This is a genomic window from Algoriphagus aestuariicola (genome assembly GCF_017254835.1).
GTDB lineage: Bacteria > Bacteroidota > Bacteroidia > Cytophagales > Cyclobacteriaceae > Algoriphagus > Algoriphagus aestuariicola.
Genome location: NZ_JAFKCW010000005.1, coordinates 373,434 through 395,152 on the forward strand (window position 1 = coordinate 373,434; position 21,719 = coordinate 395,152).

A 21,719-nucleotide genomic window follows, 5' to 3' on the forward strand; every position below is an offset into this window, starting at 1 on the left:
TGGGAAGGAAAATACAGAGGCAAAGTCGGCCGATATTCATGGGTGGAGTAGCTTACAAAGATGGTTTTTCGCATTTAGCTTTCAGCGCCTCATTCATCAGGCGAAAGCCCGCCTCGGTCTTGGCCAGCATCCCACCAAGCAGACCGACCAAAAGGCCGGAAAACAGTTCGCCATGCGTTAAGAGCGTCTTGTTTTCACCTTTTTCCTCCAAGGTGAAATAATGCTCCCCGTCAAAGATCCCAGAAAAAAACAGTTGTCCCTTCCAGCGGAATTCCTTCCTGGGATCAAACCTGAGCAGCTTGGGCCGAAAGGTCATTCCACTGCCTCCGGGAGGCTGGATTCTTACTTCGAGTATTTGTCCTATAGTCTTACCTCCGCTGATTGAGGGAATAAATGGATTCCAAGCGGGGTAGTTTTCGAAGTCGGCTAAAACGCTCCAGATGTGGTCTGGCGTGGCATGGATGATGATGTTGGTTTCGATTTGTTTCATTAGAAATACATTAAGACAAATCCAGGCTTGGATTAGTCAGGTTTTTGGGAGTGAAGCCATTCCGAATAGCGGGTTCCCTCTTGGGTTTCGGTCAGGCTCTCAAAGGCCAGCCTAAATCCATCCGGATCCTTGATGGCGACCACCCACATGCCGTTACCTACGAAGGGTTCGTCCGGCAGGAGGCCTCGCTGCCCGAATTCTTGGTAGAGTTGCAACGCGTTTTCGCAGATCACATAGAGTGAAAAGCCAATCCCGGGTGTTTCTTTGGGGGGAAAGTCCTCCCGATTTTCCTGGAGCATGAGGGCTACTCCGTCCCGCTCCAGCCAGCACCACTCGATGGTTCCTTTTGGTTCCCATTTGTTTTTCAGCTCGAAGGCCAAGCCCTTTACGCAGCAGTTCAAGGACTTTTCCATGGATCCGACGATGAAAAAAGGAACCGCTTGATGGAGGTTTGGCTTCAAAATTAACTTGGGATTTTGCTATAATTTAGAGGAAAATCAGGGATTTTCCAGCCGAAACTCCACCAAGAAAGCAGATGATCATTTTCACCCTTCTCTTCGCCACGGCTTTGCTTGCGCTTCTGGCATGGGCTTTTTTCAAACCCAGAAAAAGCGGCTTGGCAATGCCCGAAACCTTTCCGAGGCGTTGGCAAACTTTCCTTGCTGGCAAAGTCCGCTTCTACCAAGAATTGGAAGAAGGAGAGAAGCGAGAATTTGAAAGGAAAGTCGTGCGGTTTTTGGGCCGTATCCGCATCACTGGTGTCAAAACAGAGGTATCCGAAGAGGACAGGCTTTTGGTGGCGAGTAGTGCGGTGATTCCGATTTTCCGTTTTCCCGAGTGGGAGTACAAGACGCTGGTAGAAGTCTTGCTCTATCCAGATCTTTTCACTGAGGAGTTCAATTTTTCTGAAGGTGAAAGGAATATCGCCGGAATGGCTGGGAGCGGAGGGATGATGAGTAATCTGGTGATTTTTTCCAAACCTGCGCTTTGGTTGGGCTTCGAAAACCAAAGCGACAAGCACAATGTGGGCATACACGAATTCATCCATCTTTTTGACAAGGAAGACGGGGAAGTGGACGGCGTGCCGGCTATCTTCATGAAGCATCAGGCTATTCTGCCATGGATCAATCTGATCAAGAAAAACACGGAGAAAATGCTGGAAGGCAAGAGCGACATCAATATCTATGGAGCTACCAATCCCCAGGAGTTTCTGGCGGTGACAGGGGAGTATTTTTTCGAAAGGCCCAGGCTGTTCAAGGAAAAGCACCCCGAACTTTACGCGGTGCTGTCAGAAGTATTTCGCTCGGATCCGGCCGGAGACTAGCAGGCGGTTAGCAATAGGTAGAGCCACTGTCCACTGAAGACTGCCTACTCCTTCCCCGAGATCTTGTTGACCACCAATGCGATTGCGCCGTCACCTGTCACGTTACACGCGGTGCCGAAGCTGTCCATCGCGATATAGAGTGCGACCATTAGGCCAATCATCTCCTCATTGAAGCCGAGCATGGCCTGCAGGATACCGATAGCGGCCATGATTGCCCCGCCCGGTACGCCAGGTGCAGCGACCATGGCAATCCCCAGCATGAAAATAAAGCCCGCAAACATCGTGAAGTCAAAGGGCTGTCCCTCCAGGATCATCAGGGCCATCGCGCAGGCGGTGATTTTCATGATACTTCCGGCTAGGTGTATCGTGGCACAAAGGGGGATCACAAAGCCCGCGACTTTCTCGGGAACTCCGTTTTTCTCAGCTTGCACCAGCGTGACGGGAATGGTGGCGGCAGAAGACTGGGTGCCCAAAGCCGTGAAATAGGCCGGCATCATGTTGGCTAAGAGACGAAATGGGTTCCGCTGTACGATGGTTCCGGCGATGAAATATTGCAGGAGCAGGAGTAGGATATGCAGGGCAAAAATCACCCCGATGATGTTCAGGAAGACGGAAAGAATCTCAAAAACTTGTCCGCTGTAGGCCATGCTGGCAAAGATGCCAAGGATAAATAGGGGTAGGAGAGGCACGATCACGTTTTCGATGACCTGCATGATGATGGTCTGAAAGTCTTTTACGGCTGATTTGAGCGTGGATTTTTCTTGGAAGGATAATCCCAAACCTATCATAAATGCCAACACCAAGGCTGACATCACATCGAGCAAGGGAGGGATGGCAATCGAAAAGTAGGGACTGAGTTCCTTTGTGTTTTCGGCCACCTCCCTGGCGGAGTTGACGTGTGATTCCAGCAGCGTCGGGAAGATGTTCGACGCTGCGAAGAAGGTCATAAAGCCGGAAAAGAGCGTGGATCCGTAGGCGATTGCCGCGGTGAGCAGCAGTAGTTTACCGGCTTCTTTTCCTAAGTCTGAGATTGCAGGCATGATCAGTCCAAGGATGATAAGCGGGATGGCAAAGCCCAGGAATTGTCCAAAAAAAGAATTGAACGTCGCAAAAATGCGATTAAACCATTCTGGCATATAAAGGCCGAAAACGATACCCAGGACGATGGCGATGAAAACTTTGAATAACAAGCTGGAAAACAGACTTTTCATAGGATTTGAGGAATCGGGAAGCAACGAAAAAACGTTGTTCTCCGGCTGATAAATAGCCTGCTAAGATAAGAGGAATGCCCTACATCGCTCAAAAGAGGGTGATTTTATTCGAAACCTCGATGAGAACGAGGATAGAGAATAGCGCTGCCGAGCAATCGTTTGCTCTTTGTAGTGAATTAGTGCGAACCGAGCAATGGAGACTGAACTAAGCTCGCCTTAGCTAGCTGGCGCTGCACCGACGAGCTTCATAAATTCCTCCTCAGAAATCAAAGGAACACCGAGTTTTAGGGCTTTTTCCTTTTTACTTGGCCCCATGTCTTCCCCTTCGATGATAAAGTCCAGATTTTTGGCTACCGAAGAGATGTACTGTCCTCCGTGAGCCTGTACAAAGTCCACTATCTCGTCCCGCTTGAAATTCTGCAGTTTGCCAGAGGCCAGAATCCGTTTTCCTGCCAATGCTGTTCCCCGTTGGGTGGATTCCTTTTGTTCGACTTCAAAATTCAGTCCCGCAGCCCGAAGACGCGCGATGTGATCCAGATTTTCTGTTTGGGCGAAAAACTCCCTAATGCTGTGGACCAGTGTTTCGCCTACTCCATTGATTTCCAATAGTTGATCTGTGCTTGCCTCTCGAAGCTGATCTATATTCCCGAAATGCCTGGCCAGTAGCTGGGCGGTGTTTTCGCCGATATTTCGGATGCCTATCGCAAAAAGTACCTTTTCAAAGGGTTGCAGTTTGGAAGCGTTGATTCCGGCGATCATATTGGAAATCACGCCTTCCTGAAAGGTATTGGACTTCAGTTTTTTAATCCGTTCGCTCAATTCATCGGGCAGGTCCAGATCCAGTTCCAGCAAGATCATATGGACCGTTCCGTGTTTTTTACTGGCTTCCAAGATCTGCTCGAACTCGGCCCTTCTCCCCAAAAAAATCTCCAATACCAAGGCTACAGGCACAAAGTCCTCCATTTTGGGCAGTTCCGGATGGTCTTTGAGTTGCCTGATCAGTCGCTCTACCATCCCAGTATTGGCAGGGACTTTCTTTTTCCAGATCCGGGTCTGTTCCTGAAATGCCCTCAGCGTATCGAAGACTGGAAGCTCTGCTTTTTCTTCCAGAAAATCTTGGATCTGCTTGGAAGAGATTCCTTCGGTGAGCGCGAAAAGCGCCTTTTGGAGGGAAATATAGAGCGTGCCAGTAGTCTCGCGTTCGTACTGATCCTGGCTCATCTCCAAGCCCAACAACTCACTTTGACGGCCGTCCAGCTCATAGATGTCAGCGTAGCTGCTAATGAATCCCTGATCGATCAGCGCCCTGATCCGTTCGGTGCCGAGGGAGTCTATGTCCATGGCCCGTTTGCTCACAAAGTGCTCGATTCGTCCCAATACTTGGGGCGGGCAGCTTGCTGCATTGGGGCAATAATGCTTGGCTTCGCCTTCTTTGCGAATCAAGGCGGTTCCACATTCTGGGCAAGTATCGATGTATCGGACTGGTGCGGCGCCGGCTTCCCTGCGTGCTGGGTTGACCGCGGTAATTTTGGGGATGATTTCTCCTCCTTTTTCCACAAACACAAAATCGTTCTCGTGAATGTCCAGTCGTTCGATTTCGTTTGCGTTGTGGAGCGAGGCACGCTTCACCGTAGTGCCCGCGAGGCTGACTGGCGATAGATTGGCTACAGGAGTGATGGCTCCGGTCCGTCCGACCTGGTAGGTGATGGAAAGTAGCTGCGTTTCCGCACTCTCGGCTTTGTACTTATAAGCGATAGCCCAGCGCGGGGTCTTGGCCGTAAAGCCGAGTTCCTCCCGCTGGTCATAGTCGTTGATTTTCAACACGACACCGTCCGTGTCGAGTGGGAGGGAGAAGCGCTTTTCCCGCCACTCTTCTATGTACGCCAACACTTCCTCTATTTTTCCGGCTTTTAAGTAAGTTGGAGAGACGTTGAAGCCCCAGCTTTCAATCAACCGAATCGCTTCGTCGTGCTTGCCCACCCCTATGTTGTCTCCCAAAAGCTGATAGAAATAGCAGTTTAAGCGACGCTTGGCTACAACGGCGCTATCCTGGAGCTTGAGCGTTCCTGAAGCGGCATTTCGAGGATTTGCAAGTAGTGCCTCGCCTTTTTCCTCCCGCTCAGCGTTGATTTTAAGGAATTCCCTCAGCGGCAGAAAAATCTCCCCTCGTACTTCAAACCTCTCTGGGACATTGGCTCCATGGATGCGGAGGGGAATATTCCGGATCGTGCGTACGTTGGCGGTGACGTCGTCTCCCCGAGTGCCATCGCCGCGAGTGACGGCGCGGACAAGCTGACCATTCTCATAGACCAATGAAATCGCGACCCCGTCAAACTTCATCTCGCAGAAGTATTCGTAGGCAGCGTGACCCAAGCCTTTGGCCACCCGTTCGTCAAAGGCAAGCAATTCCTCCTTGGAATAGGTGTTGCCTAGGGAAAGCATGCGGTATTGGTGCTCTACGGTTTGAAACTCCTTGGTAATCGCACCTCCCACGCGCTGGCTGGGGCTGTCTGATTGAAGCAAATCAGGAAACTCGGTTTCCAGGCGTACCAATTCCTCAAGCAACTGGTCAAATTCGAAGTCGGAGATCTCGCTTTTGCTTTCCTGGTAGTATAGATGATTGTAGCGATTGATCTGCTCGGAGAGTTTGGCAATGCGGCTGGCAGCTTCGGCGTGGGTCATGGATTTGGGCTAAAAATGAATTGCTAAAATTACAAGGAAAGGGAAAACCGAAAATTGAATGGTCAAAAAAATCGAAAATTGACCTGAAACAGATTGCAAAAAAAATGGGATCGCCTACAGCCCTATTTTGAATGCACCGATTTTTTGAAAAATATTAGGTCAATTGCACTACATGTGTGATTTTCGTCCAAATCTTGAATAGTTAAGTCGATATGATTAAGTTGATAGTTTCCAATCGCTGGTTTGTTTTTCTTTTTGTTCTGCTTTGCTTTCTCCAGAGCGTATCGCTGTCCGCGCAGCCCGGATCTTCGACGCGCGAACTATGGCTGGATTATCTCGATCGCGTGGCCGGTCCCGTTATATCCAATCTCGCGGAGGACAGGCTCAAGGAAGTGATGCCGATAGCCTTGGCCCCTACGATCGACGATAAAAAGACTCGCACCAAAGTCGCCTATTTGGAAGCTTTTGGCCGCACACTCTGCGGCATCGCTCCTTGGCTCAATGGAGAGGGAGGTTCGGAGCGCGAGCAAAAGATGAGAGCCCAATACAGGGAATGGACCTTGAAGGCTATAAAAAATGCCGTCAATCCCGAAAGTAAGGATTACATGGTCTGGGATGGCTTTCAGCCATTGGTGGATGCATCCTTTTTTGCGCAGGGACTGATTCGAAGTCCTTGGATCTGGGAAAATCTCTCCCCGAAAGTCCAGCAGCAGGTCGTAGATGCACTCCTGAAATCAAGGAAAACCATCCCGTCTTATTCCAACTGGCTCTTGTTCACAGGAATGGTGGAGGCCTTTTTCTGCAAGTATGGCTACGAATATGACCGAGTTCGCTTGGATTATGGCTTCAAAACTTTTGGCAGGCAGTGGTACACTGGAGATGGAATGTTTTCTGACGGCAACAGCTTCAACATGGATTTCTATAATAGCTATGTGATACAGCCCTATTTGGTGGATATTTTCGATGCGGTCAAAGAGAAGGACAAAGCTTACAATTGGATTGAAGAGGATCTGTTGAAAATCACGGCGCGCTATGCGGAAATTCAGGAGAGAAGCATCAATTCCGACGGGAGCTTCCCCGTCATCGGCCGCTCGATTGTCTATCGCGGGGGAGCTTTTCACCATCTGGCCAACATGGCATTGCTCCGAAGACTGCCGGAAAGTCTGAATCCGTCTCAGGTAAGGGGAGCGCTCACTGCAGTGATCGAGCGCACGCTGGGAGCGCCAAATACCTTCACAGAATCGGGATGGCTTAATTTGGGACTTGCCGGCCACCAGCCCAAGCTCGCTGACTACTACATCAATACGGGTAGCCTGTACCTCTGCTCAGCAATCTTTCTCCCGCTTGGTCTCCCAAACGATGATCCTTTTTGGACCAGCCCCGATACCGACTGGACCGCAAAGAAAATATGGTCTGGCGGAGACTTGCCAGCCGACCACGCCATGCATTTGAATTGATTGGCGAACTCGGTGTAGGCTAGTAAGAACTCGCCTTCTTATCTTTGCCCTTCAATTCTTTTGAGTATGAGCAAAAAGAACAGTCCGGAAGGCAAGATTCTCGAAGTGGCCTATCGTCTCTTCCTGGAAACGGGATACCGTCATACCACCATGGATGACATCGCCCAGGAAATAGGGATGAGCAAAAAGACCCTTTACAAGCACTTTCCGGGGAAATTGGAATTGCTCTCGGCGGCATTTGAACTCTTGCGCACCAAGATGACCGCCAAGGTTGAGGCGATTGTTGACAACCGCTATTTGGCTTTTCCGCTGAAGCTCCGCTCCTTTCTCAGTGTCGTGGCCACCTACCTGGCGCCGATCAATCCTGAGCTTTTCGAGGATCTTCGCGAGCATGCGCCGGAGGTATGGCAAGATCTGAGAGAGTATATCAACGAATCCGCGCACCTGCGCTTTGCAAAACTCATCGAAGAGGGAACCAAGCAAGGCCTGATCAACCCGCGGATCAATGTCAGTCTCGTGGTGATGCTTTATGCCGCTGCTGTACAGTCGCTTTGGGATCCGAAGTTTTTGGGGCAGTTTCCAGAGGCAATACAAAAGGGAGCCAAAATGCGACCCTCCGATGCCTTTGAACAAGCGATTGGCATCATCTACAATGGGATTTTGACGGAAGAAGCGCGCAACGAATTTCAGAATGCCTAGACAGGGCTTTGGCTGATTTTCCTATCTTTGGCCTCGGTTTTTACCAGATAGAGTAGATGAGCAATCCCTTGTACGAGCTGAAAAAGGATGACTGGAATCGCCTCTTTCCCATCCACCTGGAGGATCATAATCCGGAATGGGGGAATATTTTCGAAAAAGAAAAGGCGCTCATCCTTTCCGGGATTGAGAGGTTCTCCCCTGAGCTTATCGAGCATGTCGGAAGCACTTCGATACCCGGTATCAAAGCAAAGCCTTATATCGATCTGCTGGTTGTAATTCCTAAAACCTTGCTTTTCAACGAAGAGCTAATCGAGGCGATGGAAGGTTTGGGCTACACTTATTTCCTGGTCCCCGCAATGGAGGATATCGAAGCTTATATGTCGTTTGGCAAGGGCTACAATCTTTCAGGAGAAAAGGAGCAGATCTTTCACATCCACATGTGTCCAGCGGACAATTTCATGGTTAACCAGCTGGCCTTTCGGGATTTTTTGCGATTCAATCCCCAACAGGCAAGAGCGTATGAAAACTTGAAGAAGGAAGCTGCAATAAAGTACAGAAACGATCGAGGAGGCTACCGGAATTCCAAATCGGAATTTATACGACGGACGCTTGACTCGATATCCAATAATAGAAATTAAAATCCCGAAATCGGTGTTTCCCAAATTCCAAAACATCCGCATTTCGGCAAAAAAGAAGTTACCAGAAAAATGAGCAATAAGAATTTCAAACGCTATACCGTGACTTCGGCGCTGCCCTATGCCAATGGTCCCCTGCATATTGGACACCTGGCGGGTTGCTATGTGCCATCGGATATCTACGTCCGCTACCTAAGATCCCAAGGAAGGGATGTGGCCTACATTTGCGGATCGGATGAGCACGGCGTGGCCATCACAATCAAGGCCCAAAAAGAAGGTAAAACCCCGCAGGAAGTCGTCGATCACTACCATCAAATGATGAAGGGAAGTTTTGATGCATTTGGAATCAGCTTTGACCACTACTCCAGGACGTCTGCAAAAATCCACCATGAGACCGCTCAGGATTTTTTCAAAGACTTATATGAAAAGGGAGAATTTCTGGAACAGACGACAGAACAGTATTACGATGAGGAAGCCAAGCAGTTTTTGGCAGATCGATACATTGAAGGCACTTGTCCGAAGTGTGGCAACGAAAACGCCTATGGCGACCAGTGTGAAAAGTGCGGCACCTCCCTTAGCCCTACCGACCTGATCAATCCAAAATCCAAGCTTAGCGGGAGAACCCCGGTGTTGAAAGAGACCAAACATTGGTTCCTTGACTTGGCCCGTTATCAGAATTACTTGAAAAAGTGGATACTGGAGGAACACGCTGATGACTGGAAAAACAACGTGCTAGGGCAATGCCGATCTTGGCTCGAGGCTGGTGACGGACTGCAGGCGCGCTCCATGACCCGAGATCTGGATTGGGGAATTCCCGTGCCCGTCGCAGGAGCCGAGGGTAAGGTTTTGTATGTATGGTTTGATGCGCCGATTGGCTACATCTCATCCACCAAGGAATGGGCAGCCGAGAAAGGCATAGACTGGCGACCCTATTGGAAAGATGAGGAGACGAAGCTGGTACACTTCATTGGCAAGGATAACATTGTGTTCCACTGCATCATTTTCCCTGCAATTTTGAAAACACACGGGGGCTATGTGCTGCCGGACAACGTTCCCGCCAATGAATTCCTGAACTTGGAAGGAGACAAGATCTCCACCTCCCGCAACTGGGCGGTGTGGCTACATGAGTACTTGGACGATTTTCCCGGCAAGCAGGACGTACTGCGCTATGTCTTGACCGCCAATGCGCCCGAGACCAAGGACAATGATTTTACTTGGAAAGACTTCCAAGGCAGAAACAACTCCGAGCTGGTCGCGATCTACGGCAACTTCGTCAATAGGGCTGTGGTACTGACCCAGAAGTACTTTCAGGGCATCGTGCCGGAAAGAGGTGAGCTTAGAGGCTATGACGAGGAAGTGTTGGCAGCATTGGCCGAGTTTCCGGAAAGGATTGCCGCATCCATTGAGCGGTACCGATTCCGCGAGGCGCTTGGCTTGGTGATGGACTTGGCCCGCTTGGGCAACAAATACCTGGCGGACACCGAGCCTTGGAAAGAGATCAAGACTGACGAGCCTCGCACCAAGACCATCCTGAATATTGCGCTGAACATCGCCGCCAACTTAGCGATTGTGTCAGAGCCATTCTTGCCGCATACGGCTAAGAAGCTGTTTGACCTCTTCGATATTGAAGCAGGAAAATGGACGGAAGCCGGGAATGGAGAATTGATCAAAGCCAACCGTTCGTTGGGAGAAATGGGCCTACTCTTTGAGAAAATCGAAGATGAGACCGTGGAAAAACAAGTACAAAAACTTTTGGATGCAAAGAAAATGAATGAAGCCGCGAACGCACCAGTAGCTCCGATGAAGGAGCTCATCGCCTACGATGATTTTGCGAAGTTGGATATGAGAATAGTGACCATCCTCGAAGCTGAAAAAATGCCTAAATCCAAAAAGCTGCTCAAACTCAAAGTCGATATTGGCTTGGGTCACCGAACGGTGTTGAGCGGTGTAGCGGAGCATTTTGAGCCTGATTTCCTGATCGGAAAGCAGGTGACCATGCTGATCAACTTGGCGCCTAGAAAGATGATGGGCATAGACTCCGAAGGGATGATCCTGATGGCGGAAGACAAGGACGGCAAGCTGAAGCTCCTCGTGCCGCATGAGGGATCGGCGAGTGGTTCTACGATATCCTAGAGGAATTGTCTGTCTGGGCACCTGAGCAACGAGAGTTGCGAAGTCGAAGACTACCAAGTTCAGAAGCATAAAACAGAGACCTGTCGGGATTTGTGTCCAGACAGGTCTTGTTGTTTTTGGGCTGAGGGAGTCGCCTTTCGGAACCAATTTCTCCCTGAATTTTTTAACTTTTCACAATCTACTTTTCTTCGTAGACTGAATTAACCCTGATCTTTTTGTGCAAATCACCATTGAAAACGTCCTTCTAGTAGGCTCACTGCTCTTGATCTTCAGCATTTTGGCCAGCAAAACCGCCGGCAGGGCAGGGATTCCAGTCCTGTTGCTCTTTCTTGGCGTAGGGATGCTGGCTGGGACAGATGGTATAGGGAATATTGCTTTTGACGACCCTGGGATGACCCAATTTCTGGGAATTGTGTCGCTCACCTATATCTTGTTTTCTGGTGGGCTGGATACCAAATGGGAATCCATCAAACCGGTGTTGAAACCCGGATTGGTACTCTCCACCCTTGGTGTTTTGCTGACTGCTGTCTCTGTTGGATTGTTTGCGAGTTGGGTGGCGGATTTGTCTTGGAAAGAAGGCTTGCTGTTGGGCGCCATCGTGTCATCTACGGATGCAGCTGCAGTTTTTTCAATTCTGAGAAGCAAGAGCATAGGGCTGAAGGGGAACCTTAGGCCCTTGCTGGAATTTGAATCCGGAAGCAACGATCCCATGGCCTTTTTCCTTACCATTGGGATGACCTCCTGGCTGAGTCTGGAGGGATTTACTCCAGTGGATCTAGTACCCATGTTTTTGAAACAGATGGTATTCGGTGCAGCTGCGGGCTTCTTGTTGGGAAAAGGGATAGTCTTTCTGATCAACAAAATCCACTTGGAGTACGAAGGACTCTATCCTGTGTTGATGTTGGGATTGGTGGTTTCGGTCTATTCCCTCACCGATCTGATCGGGGGTAACGGCTTTTTGGCGGTTTATCTGAGCGCCATCACGATGAACCAAAGCCGTATGCTCCACCACAAAAGCCTTATTCGATTTTTTGATGGGATTGCCTGGCTGATGCAGATTGTGATGTTCTTGACCTTGGGGCTATTGGTGTATCCTACGCAAGTCTGGCCTGTGATCGGAGTGGGTTTTGTGATCGCCATGTTTTTGATTCTGGTCGCCAGGCCTTTGGGAGTTTGGGCCTCACTCTCCTTTTTCAAATACAAAAACCGGGAAAAGCTCTTTGTGAGCTGGGTGGGGCTAAGGGGAGCGGTACCGATCGTCTTTGCCACATTCCCGCTGATCGCGGGGGTGGACCAAAGTAACCTGATTTTCAACATTGTGTTTTTTATTGTCATAGCTTCAGTTGCCCTACAGGCTACTACGCTCGCGAAAGTTGCAAAGTGGCTCCATCTCGCGGTTCCTGAGGGGCTGAAAAGAAAAAGCCTGCTTGATTTGGAGCTTTCGGACGATTTTAAAAATGCGCTTGTCGAGGTCGTCCTACCGCAGGAATCTCCAGTGCATGGCAAACAGATTCTGGAACTGAATTTCCCCAAGACTTCCCTGATCGTCTTGGTCAACAGAAACAACAAGTTCATCACTCCCAATGGAGCAACGGAGCTCAAATCCGGCGACAAGCTCATGGTGATGATCAATTCGGGCTCTGAAGAATCCCTCGTGCGAAATGCACTCGGGATAGAATGATAAATTGCATTTTGGGGTAGTTTTTGGCTGATTTTTTATGAAAAAATCACTCAATATATTTTTCAGGTTGAAAATCGCGTAGAAAAGTGAGTTTTTTTTGAAAATATTTGATTTTGGCGTTTCTTTTTTATCTTACTGTACAATTCAATTTTCAACCTATGAAAACCGAAGGATACGCCAGCAACGAACACTATGATGAAATGTTCACCCCTGAAGGAAGCGTCAGGAACCACTATCGGGAATTTCATAACTATCTAAGTAAGGCTTCGTCGAAGAAGATGAACCAGCTCCAGTTTTCGGCAAACAAAACCCAGAAATCCATGGGTATGACCTTCAACGTCTACCATGATAACCAGGGATTGGAAAAAATCCTTCACTTGGACATCATTCCGAGGATTATCCCCAATTCTGAGTGGAAGAAACTCGAAAGTGGACTGAAGCAAAGGATCTATGCGCTCAATCTTTTTCTGCAGGACATCTATAATGAGCAGAAGATCCTCAAGGATAAAATCGTGCCCTCCGACTTGATCCTCGGTTCCAAGGACTACCTGAAGCCCTGTATTGGACTCACTCCTCCCAAGGGAATCTGGTGCCATATCACTGGTACAGACCTTGTCCGAGACAAAAACGGAGAGTACTACATCCTGGAGGATAATCTTCGCTGCCCATCGGGGGTCAGTTATATGCTGGAAAGCAGGGAAATCATCAAGCGCGCCTATCCCCAGCTTTTCAACGACGAGGGAGTGATGCCCGTATCCGACTATCCAACCAAGCTTTTGCGGATGCTGCAATACCTGTCAAACAAGCCCAAGCCGGTAGTGGGAGTGTTGACCCCGGGAATCTACAATTCGGCCTACTTTGAGCATTCCTATCTTGCGCTGCAGATGGGGGTGGAGTTGGTCAATGGCGTGGATCTCATCGTTAGAAACAAGAAAGCGTACATGCAGACGACAAAGGGGCTGCAGCAGATCGATGTGATCTACCGCAGGATTGACGATTCCTTTTTGGATCCGCTGACTTTCAACCCAGAATCTATGTTGGGCGTAGCCGGGATATTTGATGCGTACAAAGCCGACAATGTGGCCCTCGCCAACGCTCCAGGTACCGGAGTTGCCGACGACAAAGCCGTGTATGCCTATGTGCCCAGGATCATCAAATACTATCTCGATGAAGATCCGATATTAAACAACGTGCCAACTTATCTCTGCCGGGAAGATGAGGATAGAAAGTATGTGTTGGACAATATTGACGAGTTGGTGGTGAAAGAAACCAACGCCGCTGGAGGCTATGGCATGCTGATCGGGCCCAAGTCCGGCAAGGAAGACCATGATAAGTTTCGTCAACTGATCAAGAGTAAGCCCGAAAACTATATCGCGCAGCCTACCTTGTCACTGTCCACCGTTCCCTGCCTCACTGACGAAGGGATAGTCGGACGGCATGTGGATTTGAGACCGTACATTCTCTATGGCAAAGAAATCGAAGTGATTCCCGGCGCATTGACTAGGGTTGCCCTGAAAAAAGGTTCGCTGGTGGTAAATAGCTCCCAGGGAGGTGGAAGTAAAGATACTTGGGTTCTGTACAATTAAACTGAAACACTATGCTGAGCAGAGTAGCAAGCCACATCTATTGGCTGGGAAGATATTTGGAAAGAGCGGAGAATTATGCCAGGTTCATTGATGTCAATTTCAACCTGATGCAGGATCTCCCCATGGACATGAAGGAGCAATGGGCCCCATTGGTGGCTGCCACGGGAGACTGGGATCTCTATCAAAAGAAGAATGAAGGCTTTGAAAGGCACCAAGTGATGTACTTTTTGACCTTCGATCCGGACAACCCAAATTCCATGCTTTGCTCGGTAACCAAAGCGCGTGAAAACGCCAGGATAATCCGCGAAAATCTCAGTAAGGAGACCTGGGAGAAAGTCAATGAACTTTACTACATGCTGAAGGAAGGATTTGATAAGAAAGTCTGGAAGAAGGAAGACCCCAGAGCGTTTTTTGAAAATGTGAAAAATCAAATTCTCCTTCTCTATGGGCTTGCTGACTCCACGGTAGCGAGGACAGAGGGCTGGTATTTTCGACAGTTAGGTCAGTTACTGGAGCGCGCGGACAAAACGTCCAGGATTTTGGACGTGAAATACCACATCCTTCTTCCCTCGACCTATGAAGTGGGCTCGCCCCTGGATTTCCTCCATTGGATGGCGTTGCTTAAATCAGTCACAGGATTCAATACCTATCGCCGCCTTTACGGCAATATCGACCCGTCGGGGGTGGTGGAGTTTATGCTGCTTAACAAGTACTTTCCGAGATCCATCTTCTATTGTCTCAAGGAAGCTGAGCGATGCCTCCACTGCATCTCCGGCAATACCTCAGATGGATTCAAAAACTCCGCCGAAAAGGCAATTGGGGAAATGCGTTCTCGTTTGGAGTATTCGGAGATCGATGATATTATTTCTGTCGGCCTCCATGAATACCTCGATACAATTCAGATAAAAATTAACCATATTTCCGACCAGATAGATATCAATTATTTTCGGGCAAAGGAGGTCTTTGTTTTCGAACCCGCTTCCCAGTCACAATCCCAGTCATGAACTCCTCTTGCAAGTCCGACTTTAAAAATCCAGCTTTGGCGCTCCCATGTCCAATGATAGTGTCTGCCGAAGCAAGTAAATCGGATCAGAGAAGGCGAAATCCACCCGTCAAAAAGAAGTCTTTGCGACAGGTGGAGACGTCGTACGTTTCTTGCCATGGCAAAATAGGGGCTTCACTCACCAGTAATCTGAAAGAAGACCCGCACGGTTACTATAAGGAAATTGGTTTGCTTACTGGGTTTTTTGTTAAATGCTGATTCAGGTTAGTCATCAGTCGCGATATGAGTATAACTCTGAGGTGTTCCTCGGAATCCATAAGTTGTACCTGATCCCACAATATCGTCCATATTTCAGGATAGAATTTCAAAAGTTTCAAGTTTGTCCTCAGCCCGATGGAGACAATTTCCGCCAAGATTTGGCGGGCAACTGGTATAAGCAATGCTGGTTTACGGGGCAAACAGCTTCCCTGCACATCAGTGGGGACTGGATATTCAAGCTTCAGAATTTTAATCCTTTTGGGTTTATCCTCGATAGGGAATTTGAAGAAAGGGGATGGAACCATGCCGACTTCCAGTTTGACTACGAGGAAAAGACGGCCTTTTTGATCCCTTTTATCTCCGACAAGAGAACTGGCCCATTCGACGAGTTTCTCTTGAAAATTAAACACCGGTCTGAGGGTCTCGTAGATTTTTTGGTCAATGTCACGAAAACGATCAGTGAAGGCTGGAAGCATATCCACCGTATCGAGCAAAACATTTGGGCATCGGACTATACTTTTTCGCAGGAGCGGGGTTCTTGCCGGGATCTCGCGGTGATGCAGATGGAGATGCTCAGGGGATTGGGCCTTGCCACTCGCTTCGTCAGCGGCTACGCCTTCAATCCGGATTTGGCTGAGGGCCATGAGCTCCACGCCTGGCTAGAAGTGTTTCTGCCAGGTGCGGGCTGGGTAGGAATGGACCCAAGTGTGGGTTTGTTTACCGACCATCGCTATATACCGCTTGCGTCACACCCTGATCCGGCACGCGCGATGCCTGTGCAGGGTACTTTTCTGGGTGACTCCGACTCTGCGCTGAAGACCCATGTGGAGATGAAATTGCTCCATCAGGGAAAGTAGCGTCTTAGTTGGCTACTACCGCATTCTTTTCTGGCATGGAGAAAAGCTCGTCTTCCATAGGCTCATCCACCAAGATGACGTCGGAGAAACTCACCTGATAACTGATGCGCTTGGTGGAGTCGTTTTCGTACTGGTAGCCGGTCAAGACCCTAGGGAATACCAAACCGCCCGCATCCCTGTAGTCCTCGTATTTTAGAGCGTTTGTTTTGGTATTGGCTTTGTCAAAAAAGGTAACCGTGTAAAGCAGCCATGCCAGCCTGCCGGTCTCGGGGTCGACCAGCATAAAATAAGTGTCCTTTGGACTGTCGCCGACGTTTTCTGCAAAACTCACCTGGAAAGCTTCATAAGACTGCCCATTGACCAGCTTGTTTTCCGTTTTTTCCACTTTTACACCCGGATCGGTAAAGATGTAGGGGATAGAGAAAAAGTAGAAGTACAGGTTGTGGTAAAACCTCACCGAACTTCCCTGAAAAGCCTGTCGATTGGGACTGATCCATACTTTTTCTCCATCGTTTCCAATCTGCCAAGTATCCGCGTCAATTCGGACCTTGCGCGAGACCAGATCAATGTAGTGGTTCTCCCAGGCAAGGTTGGTCTCATGAACCATCGCAAATGAAAACGCTCGGCCGTCAATCCATTTTTCCCAATTTCCATGGGCATCCAGGAGTTTTTTAAACTCTTCTGGCTGGTTCAATCGGGCATCCGGGGCGGAACTCTTTTGTCCGCAGGCAAAAATCAAACTGAGTAGCGTGAGCAGAAGGATAGATTGGGAGATTTTCATGGGGCGATTTTGGCGATAAGTTACCAAAAGGGATCAAATGTGCCAGAAGTCAAACTGTCATTCTTAGAGACTGTCTTTGCATATGGGTTGTCCATTTCAGCTCCGGTCTAATTCAGGCTTGGATTTGAAAGGTGCCAGGCTCGGTTTTCACTGATTTTCAACAGGAATCGAATTTTTTATTAGATCGAATCTAAATAAATAAAAACACTTCTTTAGATTTGTTCCAATTAACAATTAGCACGTTATGTGGAAATCCATCCGGAAGTTTCTTGTTGACATTCACCTCTATGCAGGCCTGACTTGTGGACTAATCGTAATCGCCGTCTGCCTCAGTGGAACCATTTATGTTTACAATACTGAAATACGGGAATTTGCAGACTCAGAACGCTATTTCGTAGAAGCGTCGGGTCAAAAGATGACCTTGGATGGGCTGAGAAGTGAGGTGGAAGCCACATTGTCGGGAGAGGTCGTTGGGGCAAATGTGTACGGGGGTGAAAACAGAACTGTGCAGTTTCAGGTGAAAAAGGAAGGCGAAGAGCGTCCGACGACCTACTACGTGAATCCCTACACCGCAGAAATACTCGCAGACAATAGCGAAAAAACCTCTGCCGAAGAGTTTATGGGCTATATGTTTTCGCTCCACCGCTGGTTGCTGCTCGACAGGATAGAGGAGCCTATGCTAGAGTCCATGGGCAACCGGGACTTGGGACGCTTCATCAACGGAGTAGCCACCTTGCTTTTCCTGCTTGGAGTCTTTACCGGGATGTTCATCTGGTTTCCACAAAAGTTGAAAAACTGGAAGCAAGGCCTAAAGATCAAGTGGTCGGCCAATTGGAAGCGCGTCAACCATGACCTTCACAACACGCTGGCGTTTTACTCCCTGATCATACTCTTCCTGATGGCGGTCACCGGGCCATTCTGGTCCTACGAATGGTATCGCACCGGCTGGCAAAAGACTTGGGATATCTATCAGGCCCAGTCTGCTAATGGTGGAGCAAAACCTGAGGCACGAGGAGGTGACGAGAAAAAGTCTGAGGAAGTAGTGGAAGAAAAAGCGCCAGCTTCCTTTGAGGAAATTGTCGCAGCAAGCAATGCCACCCTTGCCTATGAGGGAAACCTGAGAATTTCTCTGCCCAGCAAACCCAAGGGTGATATCTCCGTCAGCAAGTCCCGAACCGGATTTTTCGCAAAAGCTGGATCGGACCAACTGACTTTGGATCCCGCCAGCTTGGAAGTGAAAGAAGCTAAACTGTTTTCGGATCTTTCGGTCCGCCAGCAAATTGGCCGCTCTGTCAAATCACTTCATACCGGCGAAATCTTTGGCCAGTTTACCAAGTTTCTTTGGTTTGTAGCTTGTCTGATCGCGACCTCACTTCCGATCACCGGAACGCTGATCTGGTGGAACAAGCAGAAAAAGAAAAAAACAACTAGACCCAAACAGTCCAAAAATACCCAGGTCGAGATGGCCTGATTTTTATCAAAAGCGGGTGCTTCGCCCGCTTTTTTCATTTTTCCATGAATGAATGATCGCTTAGCTGTATTTTACAGGCTATGAGAGCAAATCTGAATCTATTTTTGGCTGCAGGGCTGGTTTTGGCTTTGTCATGGTCTGCATCCGCACAGAGCAAAGCTTGGATGCTTGGACCGTTTGAGCGACCCGAAAATGCCCAGCCAATTATTTCTCCACTTCCGGATTCCGAGTTTTTGGATCCCATGAGCGGCAAAACCGTCCGATGGGAGTCCATGGCTACTTTCAATCCTGCCGCGATCGTCCGCAACGGCGAGGTGCAGGTAATCTATCGGGCGGAAGAGAAGTTGGGGGAAAGGGAAATTGGCGGCCATACTTCGCGCTTGGGTTTGGCGACTTCAGCAGACGGTTTTTCATTTTCAAGGGGAAAAGCTCCGATATTCTTTCCGGGCCCAGATTCCCAAAAAGAGTTTGAATGGACAGGCGGTACGGAGGACCCCAGGATTGTCGAGACGGAGGAAGGGCTTTATGTATTGACCTATACCCAATGGAATAGGGAAGTGCCCCGCTTAGCTGTAGCTACGTCAAGAGACTTGAGAACCTGGCAAAAGCATGGGCCGATTTTCAAAAACTGGAAAGAGGGCAAGTACCACAATGTCGAGTCCAAGTCCGGGGCTATCGTGACTGAATTGAAAGATGGTAAGCTGATGGCGGCGAAAATCGAGGGGAAGTACTGGATGTACTATGGAGTCCCCCATATTTGGTTGGCGACTTCGGTTGATTTGGTGAATTGGGTTCCGGTCGAAAACCATGAGGGAAACCGCGTGGCAGTGCTTAGTCCGCGTCCCGGCTTTTTTGATTCCTGGCTAGTCGAGGCCGGACCTCCGCCTGTGCTGACCAAAGAAGGAATTGTTGTGCTCTACAATGCTGGGAACTCCCAACAGGTCGGAGTAAAAGACCTTGGAAACCGTGTTTACACCGGTGGGCAAGCACTTTTTGATGTGAATGAACCTTGGAAACTTCTTGATCGCGCAGAGGAGCCTTTTATCCAGCCGGAATTGCCGTTTGAGAAGTCTGGACAATATCCCGAGGGAACCACCTTTCTAGAAGGCTTGGTTTATTTTCGGGGAAAGTGGCTGCTGTACTACGGCACCGCTGACAGTATGGTGGGAGTCGTGAGCGCGACCATGAAGTGAAAAGTTAAGTGAATCTTAAGGAAGCAGATCCCAGTTATCCGATCTAATTTTTAAATTTTGTGGCTTTAGTCCATCCTGATGCGAATCCTGGTAGTAGAAGATGAGTCCGGAATTTCCAATTTTCTCAAGCAAGGCTTGGAGGAAGAATCCTTTGCAGTCGATGTTGCAGACAATGGAAAGGATGGGCTGAATCTGGCACTTTCGGGAAATTACGACCTACTGCTATTGGATTGGATGCTTCCTGGAATAAGCGGGATAGAGCTGACACGACAGTTTCGTCGGGACTTTCCGCAGACTCCCATTATTTTTTTGACCGCAAAGGATACGCTTGATGAGACGGTTTTCGGGCTTCAGTCTGGAGCAAATGATTACATCAAAAAGCCTTTCCATTTCGAGGAGCTTTTGGTGAGAATCCGGGTACAACTCAGGGGAAAAGAGGGGATCGAGGAGAAGCTTACCTTGGGGCCTATCAGTATTTTTCCCGACAGGCATGTGGTGCTGAGGGAGGAAGAGGAGATTTCTCTTACGCAAAAGGAGTTTGCGCTGCTGGAATATCTAGTGCGGAACAAGAACAAAGTTTGCCGTCGAACCCGGATTATCGAGAGCGTGTGGGATATCCACTTCGACTACAACACCGGCGTGATTGATGTCTTTATCAACTCTCTCCGCAAAAAACTACAGCTGAAGAAGGAGGAAGATTACATCCAGACGATTCGGGGAGTGGGCTATATGGCGAAGGAATTATGAAATCGAGCAGATCTAAACTGATCCTAAGGGGTGATAGCGAATCATGCGAGATTCCATGTGGCAAGAAAAAGCAAATCTCGACCACATGAAATTGGCTTACAAGGAGCGCATTGCCGGGCGGCTGACTCTGGTTACTTCCCTGATCATCTTGGCGGTGTTTGGGATCATCTACTTGGTAGCCAATGTCACTGTGGTCAACAGCATAGACCGGGAACTTGGCTTGGAAACCGACAAGCACCGAAACCAGATTTTTTTGGTAAACGGAGAAATTCGCTTCCTGCACAAGGATGAATGGCAGGAAATGGAACACAGCCAGATCCAGCTTAATCCCATCTTTATCGAGATCGTTGACTTGGAGGGGAACTCCATGGACCGATCCCCTAACCTTCGTACAAATCACCTTAGTTTTTCACCAGAAAAGTCTGCCAGAAAAGAAGCTTGGACGCTTAGAATTGGAGCCAGCGAGGTTCGGCAGATGCAGATCCCCCTGGTCAATGCGGGAAAGCATGAGGGCTACCTGCTGTTGGCGAAGTCCTTTGAAGATTCGAGGGAACTGCTCGATAACCTTAGGAATGTCTTGCTCATTCTGTATCCAGGGGTGTTGCTTTCGCTCTTTTTGACCATGCGATACCTCGCGGGAAAAAGCATCGAGCCTATCCGCCAGATCATCAGCAAGACGAACCGAATCACCCAAAGCAATCTCAATGAGCGGGTTCCACTCGTTGAGCCAAATGATGAAATCGGACAGCTCACCCGCTCGATCAACGAGCTTTTGGAGCGTCTAGAAGCGTCCTTGAACCGTGAAAAACAATTTACGTCAGATGCGTCTCATGAGCTGCGAACGCCGCTTTCGGTATTGCGCGGCACGCTAGAAGTGCTGATCCGCAAACCAAGAACTTCGGAGGAATATGTGGAAAAGATCAAATCGGCCTTCTCCAGCATCGACCGGATGTCTGCGACGATTGATCAGCTTTTGGCTTTGGCCAGGGAAGAGAAAGGCAAGTTCTCGGTGAAGGAAGAATTGGAGCTGATTACGTTTTTGGAGGAAATAACCGACCAGATCGCAAGTGAACAGAAGCGGGTGATCAGCTTTCAATGCGAGGCCAGTGCGCCGATTTTTGTCAAGGCCAACGAACAATCCCTGCAAATGATCCTGAGCAACCTGATTCAGAACGCTGTGAAATATTCCGGTACCGATCAGGAGATACAGGTAAAGACCGGAACTCACAATTCAATTCCGTACATCGAGATTTGCGATGCGGGCTCCGGGATTTCACCCGAGCATTTGGGAAAAATTTTTGATCCTTTTTTCAGGGAGAAAGACGCGATCAACCGATCTGTCCCCGGCACTGGCTTAGGCTTGGCCATCGTAAAAAAGCTGGCACTGGAGTCGGGAATCAGGATTAAGGTAGCCAGCGAAAAAGGCAAGGGCAGCACGTTTCGTCTAGAATTGCCCGATTCTTAAGCAAATCTTAAGAATAGCCTAAGACTGGCCTAAGGTCCAAGCACGA

18 protein-coding genes are annotated in these 21,719 nt (G+C 49.0%); 13 read left to right on the forward strand and 5 right to left on the reverse strand.

The annotated features are described in order from the left end of the window. Positions 1-52: 52 nt before the first annotated feature. The gene (locus J0A67_RS20800; RefSeq protein ID WP_206571318.1) at positions 53-490 is read right to left on the reverse strand and encodes an SRPBCC domain-containing protein; all 438 of its coding nucleotides are present in this window, start codon (positions 488-490) and stop codon (positions 53-55) included. Between the two features lie 32 nt (positions 491-522). After that, positions 523-951, reverse strand: a complete 429-nt coding sequence (locus J0A67_RS20805) for a VOC family protein (protein ID WP_206571319.1) — start codon at positions 949-951, stop codon at positions 523-525. Positions 952-1,025: 74 nt separating this feature from the next. Between J0A67_RS20805 and J0A67_RS20810 the strand changes: the two genes are divergently transcribed. Beyond that, on the forward strand, positions 1,026-1,814 hold the full coding sequence (locus J0A67_RS20810; protein ID WP_206571320.1) for a M90 family metallopeptidase: 789 nt from the start codon (positions 1,026-1,028) through the stop codon (positions 1,812-1,814). Between the two features lie 44 nt (positions 1,815-1,858). On the opposite strand, the gene J0A67_RS20815 is transcribed toward J0A67_RS20810, so the two are convergent. Both J0A67_RS20815 and ligA read right to left on the reverse strand, forming a co-directional pair. Next, entirely contained in the window at positions 1,859-3,025 is a 1,167-nt protein-coding gene (locus tag J0A67_RS20815) for a dicarboxylate/amino acid:cation symporter (RefSeq protein WP_206571321.1), read from the reverse strand. 216 nt (positions 3,026-3,241) lie between these two features. Further along, on the reverse strand, positions 3,242-5,707 hold the full coding sequence (gene ligA / locus J0A67_RS20820) for an NAD-dependent DNA ligase LigA (RefSeq protein WP_206571322.1): 2,466 nt from the start codon (positions 5,705-5,707) through the stop codon (positions 3,242-3,244). Positions 5,708-5,919: 212 nt separating this feature from the next. On the opposite strand from ligA, the gene J0A67_RS20825 reads away from it, so the two are divergent. The 8 genes from J0A67_RS20825 (at position 5,920) to J0A67_RS20860 (ending at position 16,016) form a co-directional block, all read left to right on the forward strand. Next, positions 5,920-7,164, forward strand: coding sequence for a DUF2264 domain-containing protein (locus J0A67_RS20825; protein WP_206571323.1), 1,245 nt, complete (start codon positions 5,920-5,922; stop codon positions 7,162-7,164). 66 nt (positions 7,165-7,230) lie between these two features. Next, positions 7,231-7,863 (forward strand): TetR/AcrR family transcriptional regulator, encoded by a 633-nt coding sequence (locus J0A67_RS20830; RefSeq protein WP_206571324.1) that lies wholly within the window; start codon positions 7,231-7,233, stop codon positions 7,861-7,863. Positions 7,864-7,919: 56 nt separating this feature from the next. Beyond that, complete coding sequence (locus J0A67_RS20835; RefSeq protein WP_206571325.1) at positions 7,920-8,501, forward strand: GrpB family protein; 582 nt, start codon at positions 7,920-7,922, stop codon at positions 8,499-8,501. 69 nt (positions 8,502-8,570) lie between these two features. After that, positions 8,571-10,631 (forward strand): methionine--tRNA ligase, encoded by a 2,061-nt coding sequence (gene metG, locus J0A67_RS20840; RefSeq protein WP_206571326.1) that lies wholly within the window; start codon positions 8,571-8,573, stop codon positions 10,629-10,631. Between the two features lie 217 nt (positions 10,632-10,848). Next, positions 10,849-12,312 (forward strand): potassium/proton antiporter, encoded by a 1,464-nt coding sequence (locus tag J0A67_RS20845; protein WP_206571327.1) that lies wholly within the window; start codon positions 10,849-10,851, stop codon positions 12,310-12,312. A gap of 158 nt (positions 12,313-12,470) precedes the next feature. Beyond that, positions 12,471-13,898: a circularly permuted type 2 ATP-grasp protein gene (locus J0A67_RS20850; protein ID WP_206571328.1), complete on the forward strand. Its 1,428-nt coding sequence runs from the start codon at positions 12,471-12,473 to the stop codon at positions 13,896-13,898. An 11-nt stretch (positions 13,899-13,909) separates the two neighbouring features. Beyond that, a complete protein-coding gene (locus tag J0A67_RS20855; RefSeq protein WP_206571329.1) occupies positions 13,910-14,902 on the forward strand; it encodes an alpha-E domain-containing protein in 993 nt (330 codons plus the stop codon). A 250-nt stretch (positions 14,903-15,152) separates the two neighbouring features. After that, entirely contained in the window at positions 15,153-16,016 is an 864-nt protein-coding gene (locus tag J0A67_RS20860) for a transglutaminase family protein (protein ID WP_206571330.1), read from the forward strand. A 4-nt stretch (positions 16,017-16,020) separates the two neighbouring features. Here J0A67_RS20860 and J0A67_RS20865 read toward each other — a convergent pair whose 3' ends face one another. After that, positions 16,021-16,797, reverse strand: a complete 777-nt coding sequence (locus J0A67_RS20865; protein WP_206571331.1) for a DUF6503 family protein — start codon at positions 16,795-16,797, stop codon at positions 16,021-16,023. Between the two features lie 244 nt (positions 16,798-17,041). Between J0A67_RS20865 and J0A67_RS20870 the strand changes: the two genes are divergently transcribed. The 4 genes from J0A67_RS20870 (at position 17,042) to J0A67_RS20885 (ending at position 21,673) form a co-directional block, all read left to right on the forward strand. Beyond that, entirely contained in the window at positions 17,042-18,268 is a 1,227-nt protein-coding gene (locus J0A67_RS20870; protein WP_206571332.1) for a PepSY-associated TM helix domain-containing protein, read from the forward strand. Positions 18,269-18,348: 80 nt separating this feature from the next. Continuing rightward, the gene (locus J0A67_RS20875) at positions 18,349-19,461 is read left to right on the forward strand and encodes a glycoside hydrolase family 130 protein (protein ID WP_206571333.1); all 1,113 of its coding nucleotides are present in this window, start codon (positions 18,349-18,351) and stop codon (positions 19,459-19,461) included. A 78-nt stretch (positions 19,462-19,539) separates the two neighbouring features. Continuing rightward, a complete protein-coding gene (locus J0A67_RS20880; protein WP_206571334.1) occupies positions 19,540-20,208 on the forward strand; it encodes a response regulator transcription factor in 669 nt (222 codons plus the stop codon). An 85-nt stretch (positions 20,209-20,293) separates the two neighbouring features. After that, the gene (locus J0A67_RS20885) at positions 20,294-21,673 is read left to right on the forward strand and encodes a sensor histidine kinase (protein ID WP_206571335.1); all 1,380 of its coding nucleotides are present in this window, start codon (positions 20,294-20,296) and stop codon (positions 21,671-21,673) included. The last annotated feature ends 46 nt before the right edge of the window (positions 21,674-21,719 follow it).

Coding starts and splice junctions, on each gene's coding strand:
- J0A67_RS20800 (WP_206571318.1), bottom strand. CDS start 490: ATGAAACAAATCGAAACCAACATCATCATCCATGCCACGCCAGACCAC.
- J0A67_RS20810 (WP_206571320.1), top strand. CDS start 1,026: ATGATCATTTTCACCCTTCTCTTCGCCACGGCTTTGCTTGCGCTTCTG.
- J0A67_RS20815 (WP_206571321.1), bottom strand. CDS start 3,025: ATGAAAAGTCTGTTTTCCAGCTTGTTATTCAAAGTTTTCATCGCCATC.
- ligA (WP_206571322.1), bottom strand. CDS start 5,707: ATGACCCACGCCGAAGCTGCCAGCCGCATTGCCAAACTCTCCGAGCAG.
- J0A67_RS20825 (WP_206571323.1), top strand. CDS start 5,920: ATGATTAAGTTGATAGTTTCCAATCGCTGGTTTGTTTTTCTTTTTGTT.
- J0A67_RS20830 (WP_206571324.1), top strand. CDS start 7,231: ATGAGCAAAAAGAACAGTCCGGAAGGCAAGATTCTCGAAGTGGCCTAT.
- J0A67_RS20835 (WP_206571325.1), top strand. CDS start 7,920: ATGAGCAATCCCTTGTACGAGCTGAAAAAGGATGACTGGAATCGCCTC.
- metG (WP_206571326.1), top strand. CDS start 8,571: ATGAGCAATAAGAATTTCAAACGCTATACCGTGACTTCGGCGCTGCCC.
- J0A67_RS20850 (WP_206571328.1), top strand. CDS start 12,471: ATGAAAACCGAAGGATACGCCAGCAACGAACACTATGATGAAATGTTC.
- J0A67_RS20855 (WP_206571329.1), top strand. CDS start 13,910: ATGCTGAGCAGAGTAGCAAGCCACATCTATTGGCTGGGAAGATATTTG.
- J0A67_RS20860 (WP_206571330.1), top strand. CDS start 15,153: ATGCTGATTCAGGTTAGTCATCAGTCGCGATATGAGTATAACTCTGAG.
- J0A67_RS20865 (WP_206571331.1), bottom strand. CDS start 16,797: ATGAAAATCTCCCAATCTATCCTTCTGCTCACGCTACTCAGTTTGATT.
- J0A67_RS20870 (WP_206571332.1), top strand. CDS start 17,042: ATGTGGAAATCCATCCGGAAGTTTCTTGTTGACATTCACCTCTATGCA.
- J0A67_RS20875 (WP_206571333.1), top strand. CDS start 18,349: ATGAGAGCAAATCTGAATCTATTTTTGGCTGCAGGGCTGGTTTTGGCT.
- J0A67_RS20880 (WP_206571334.1), top strand. CDS start 19,540: ATGCGAATCCTGGTAGTAGAAGATGAGTCCGGAATTTCCAATTTTCTC.
- J0A67_RS20885 (WP_206571335.1), top strand. CDS start 20,294: ATGAAATTGGCTTACAAGGAGCGCATTGCCGGGCGGCTGACTCTGGTT.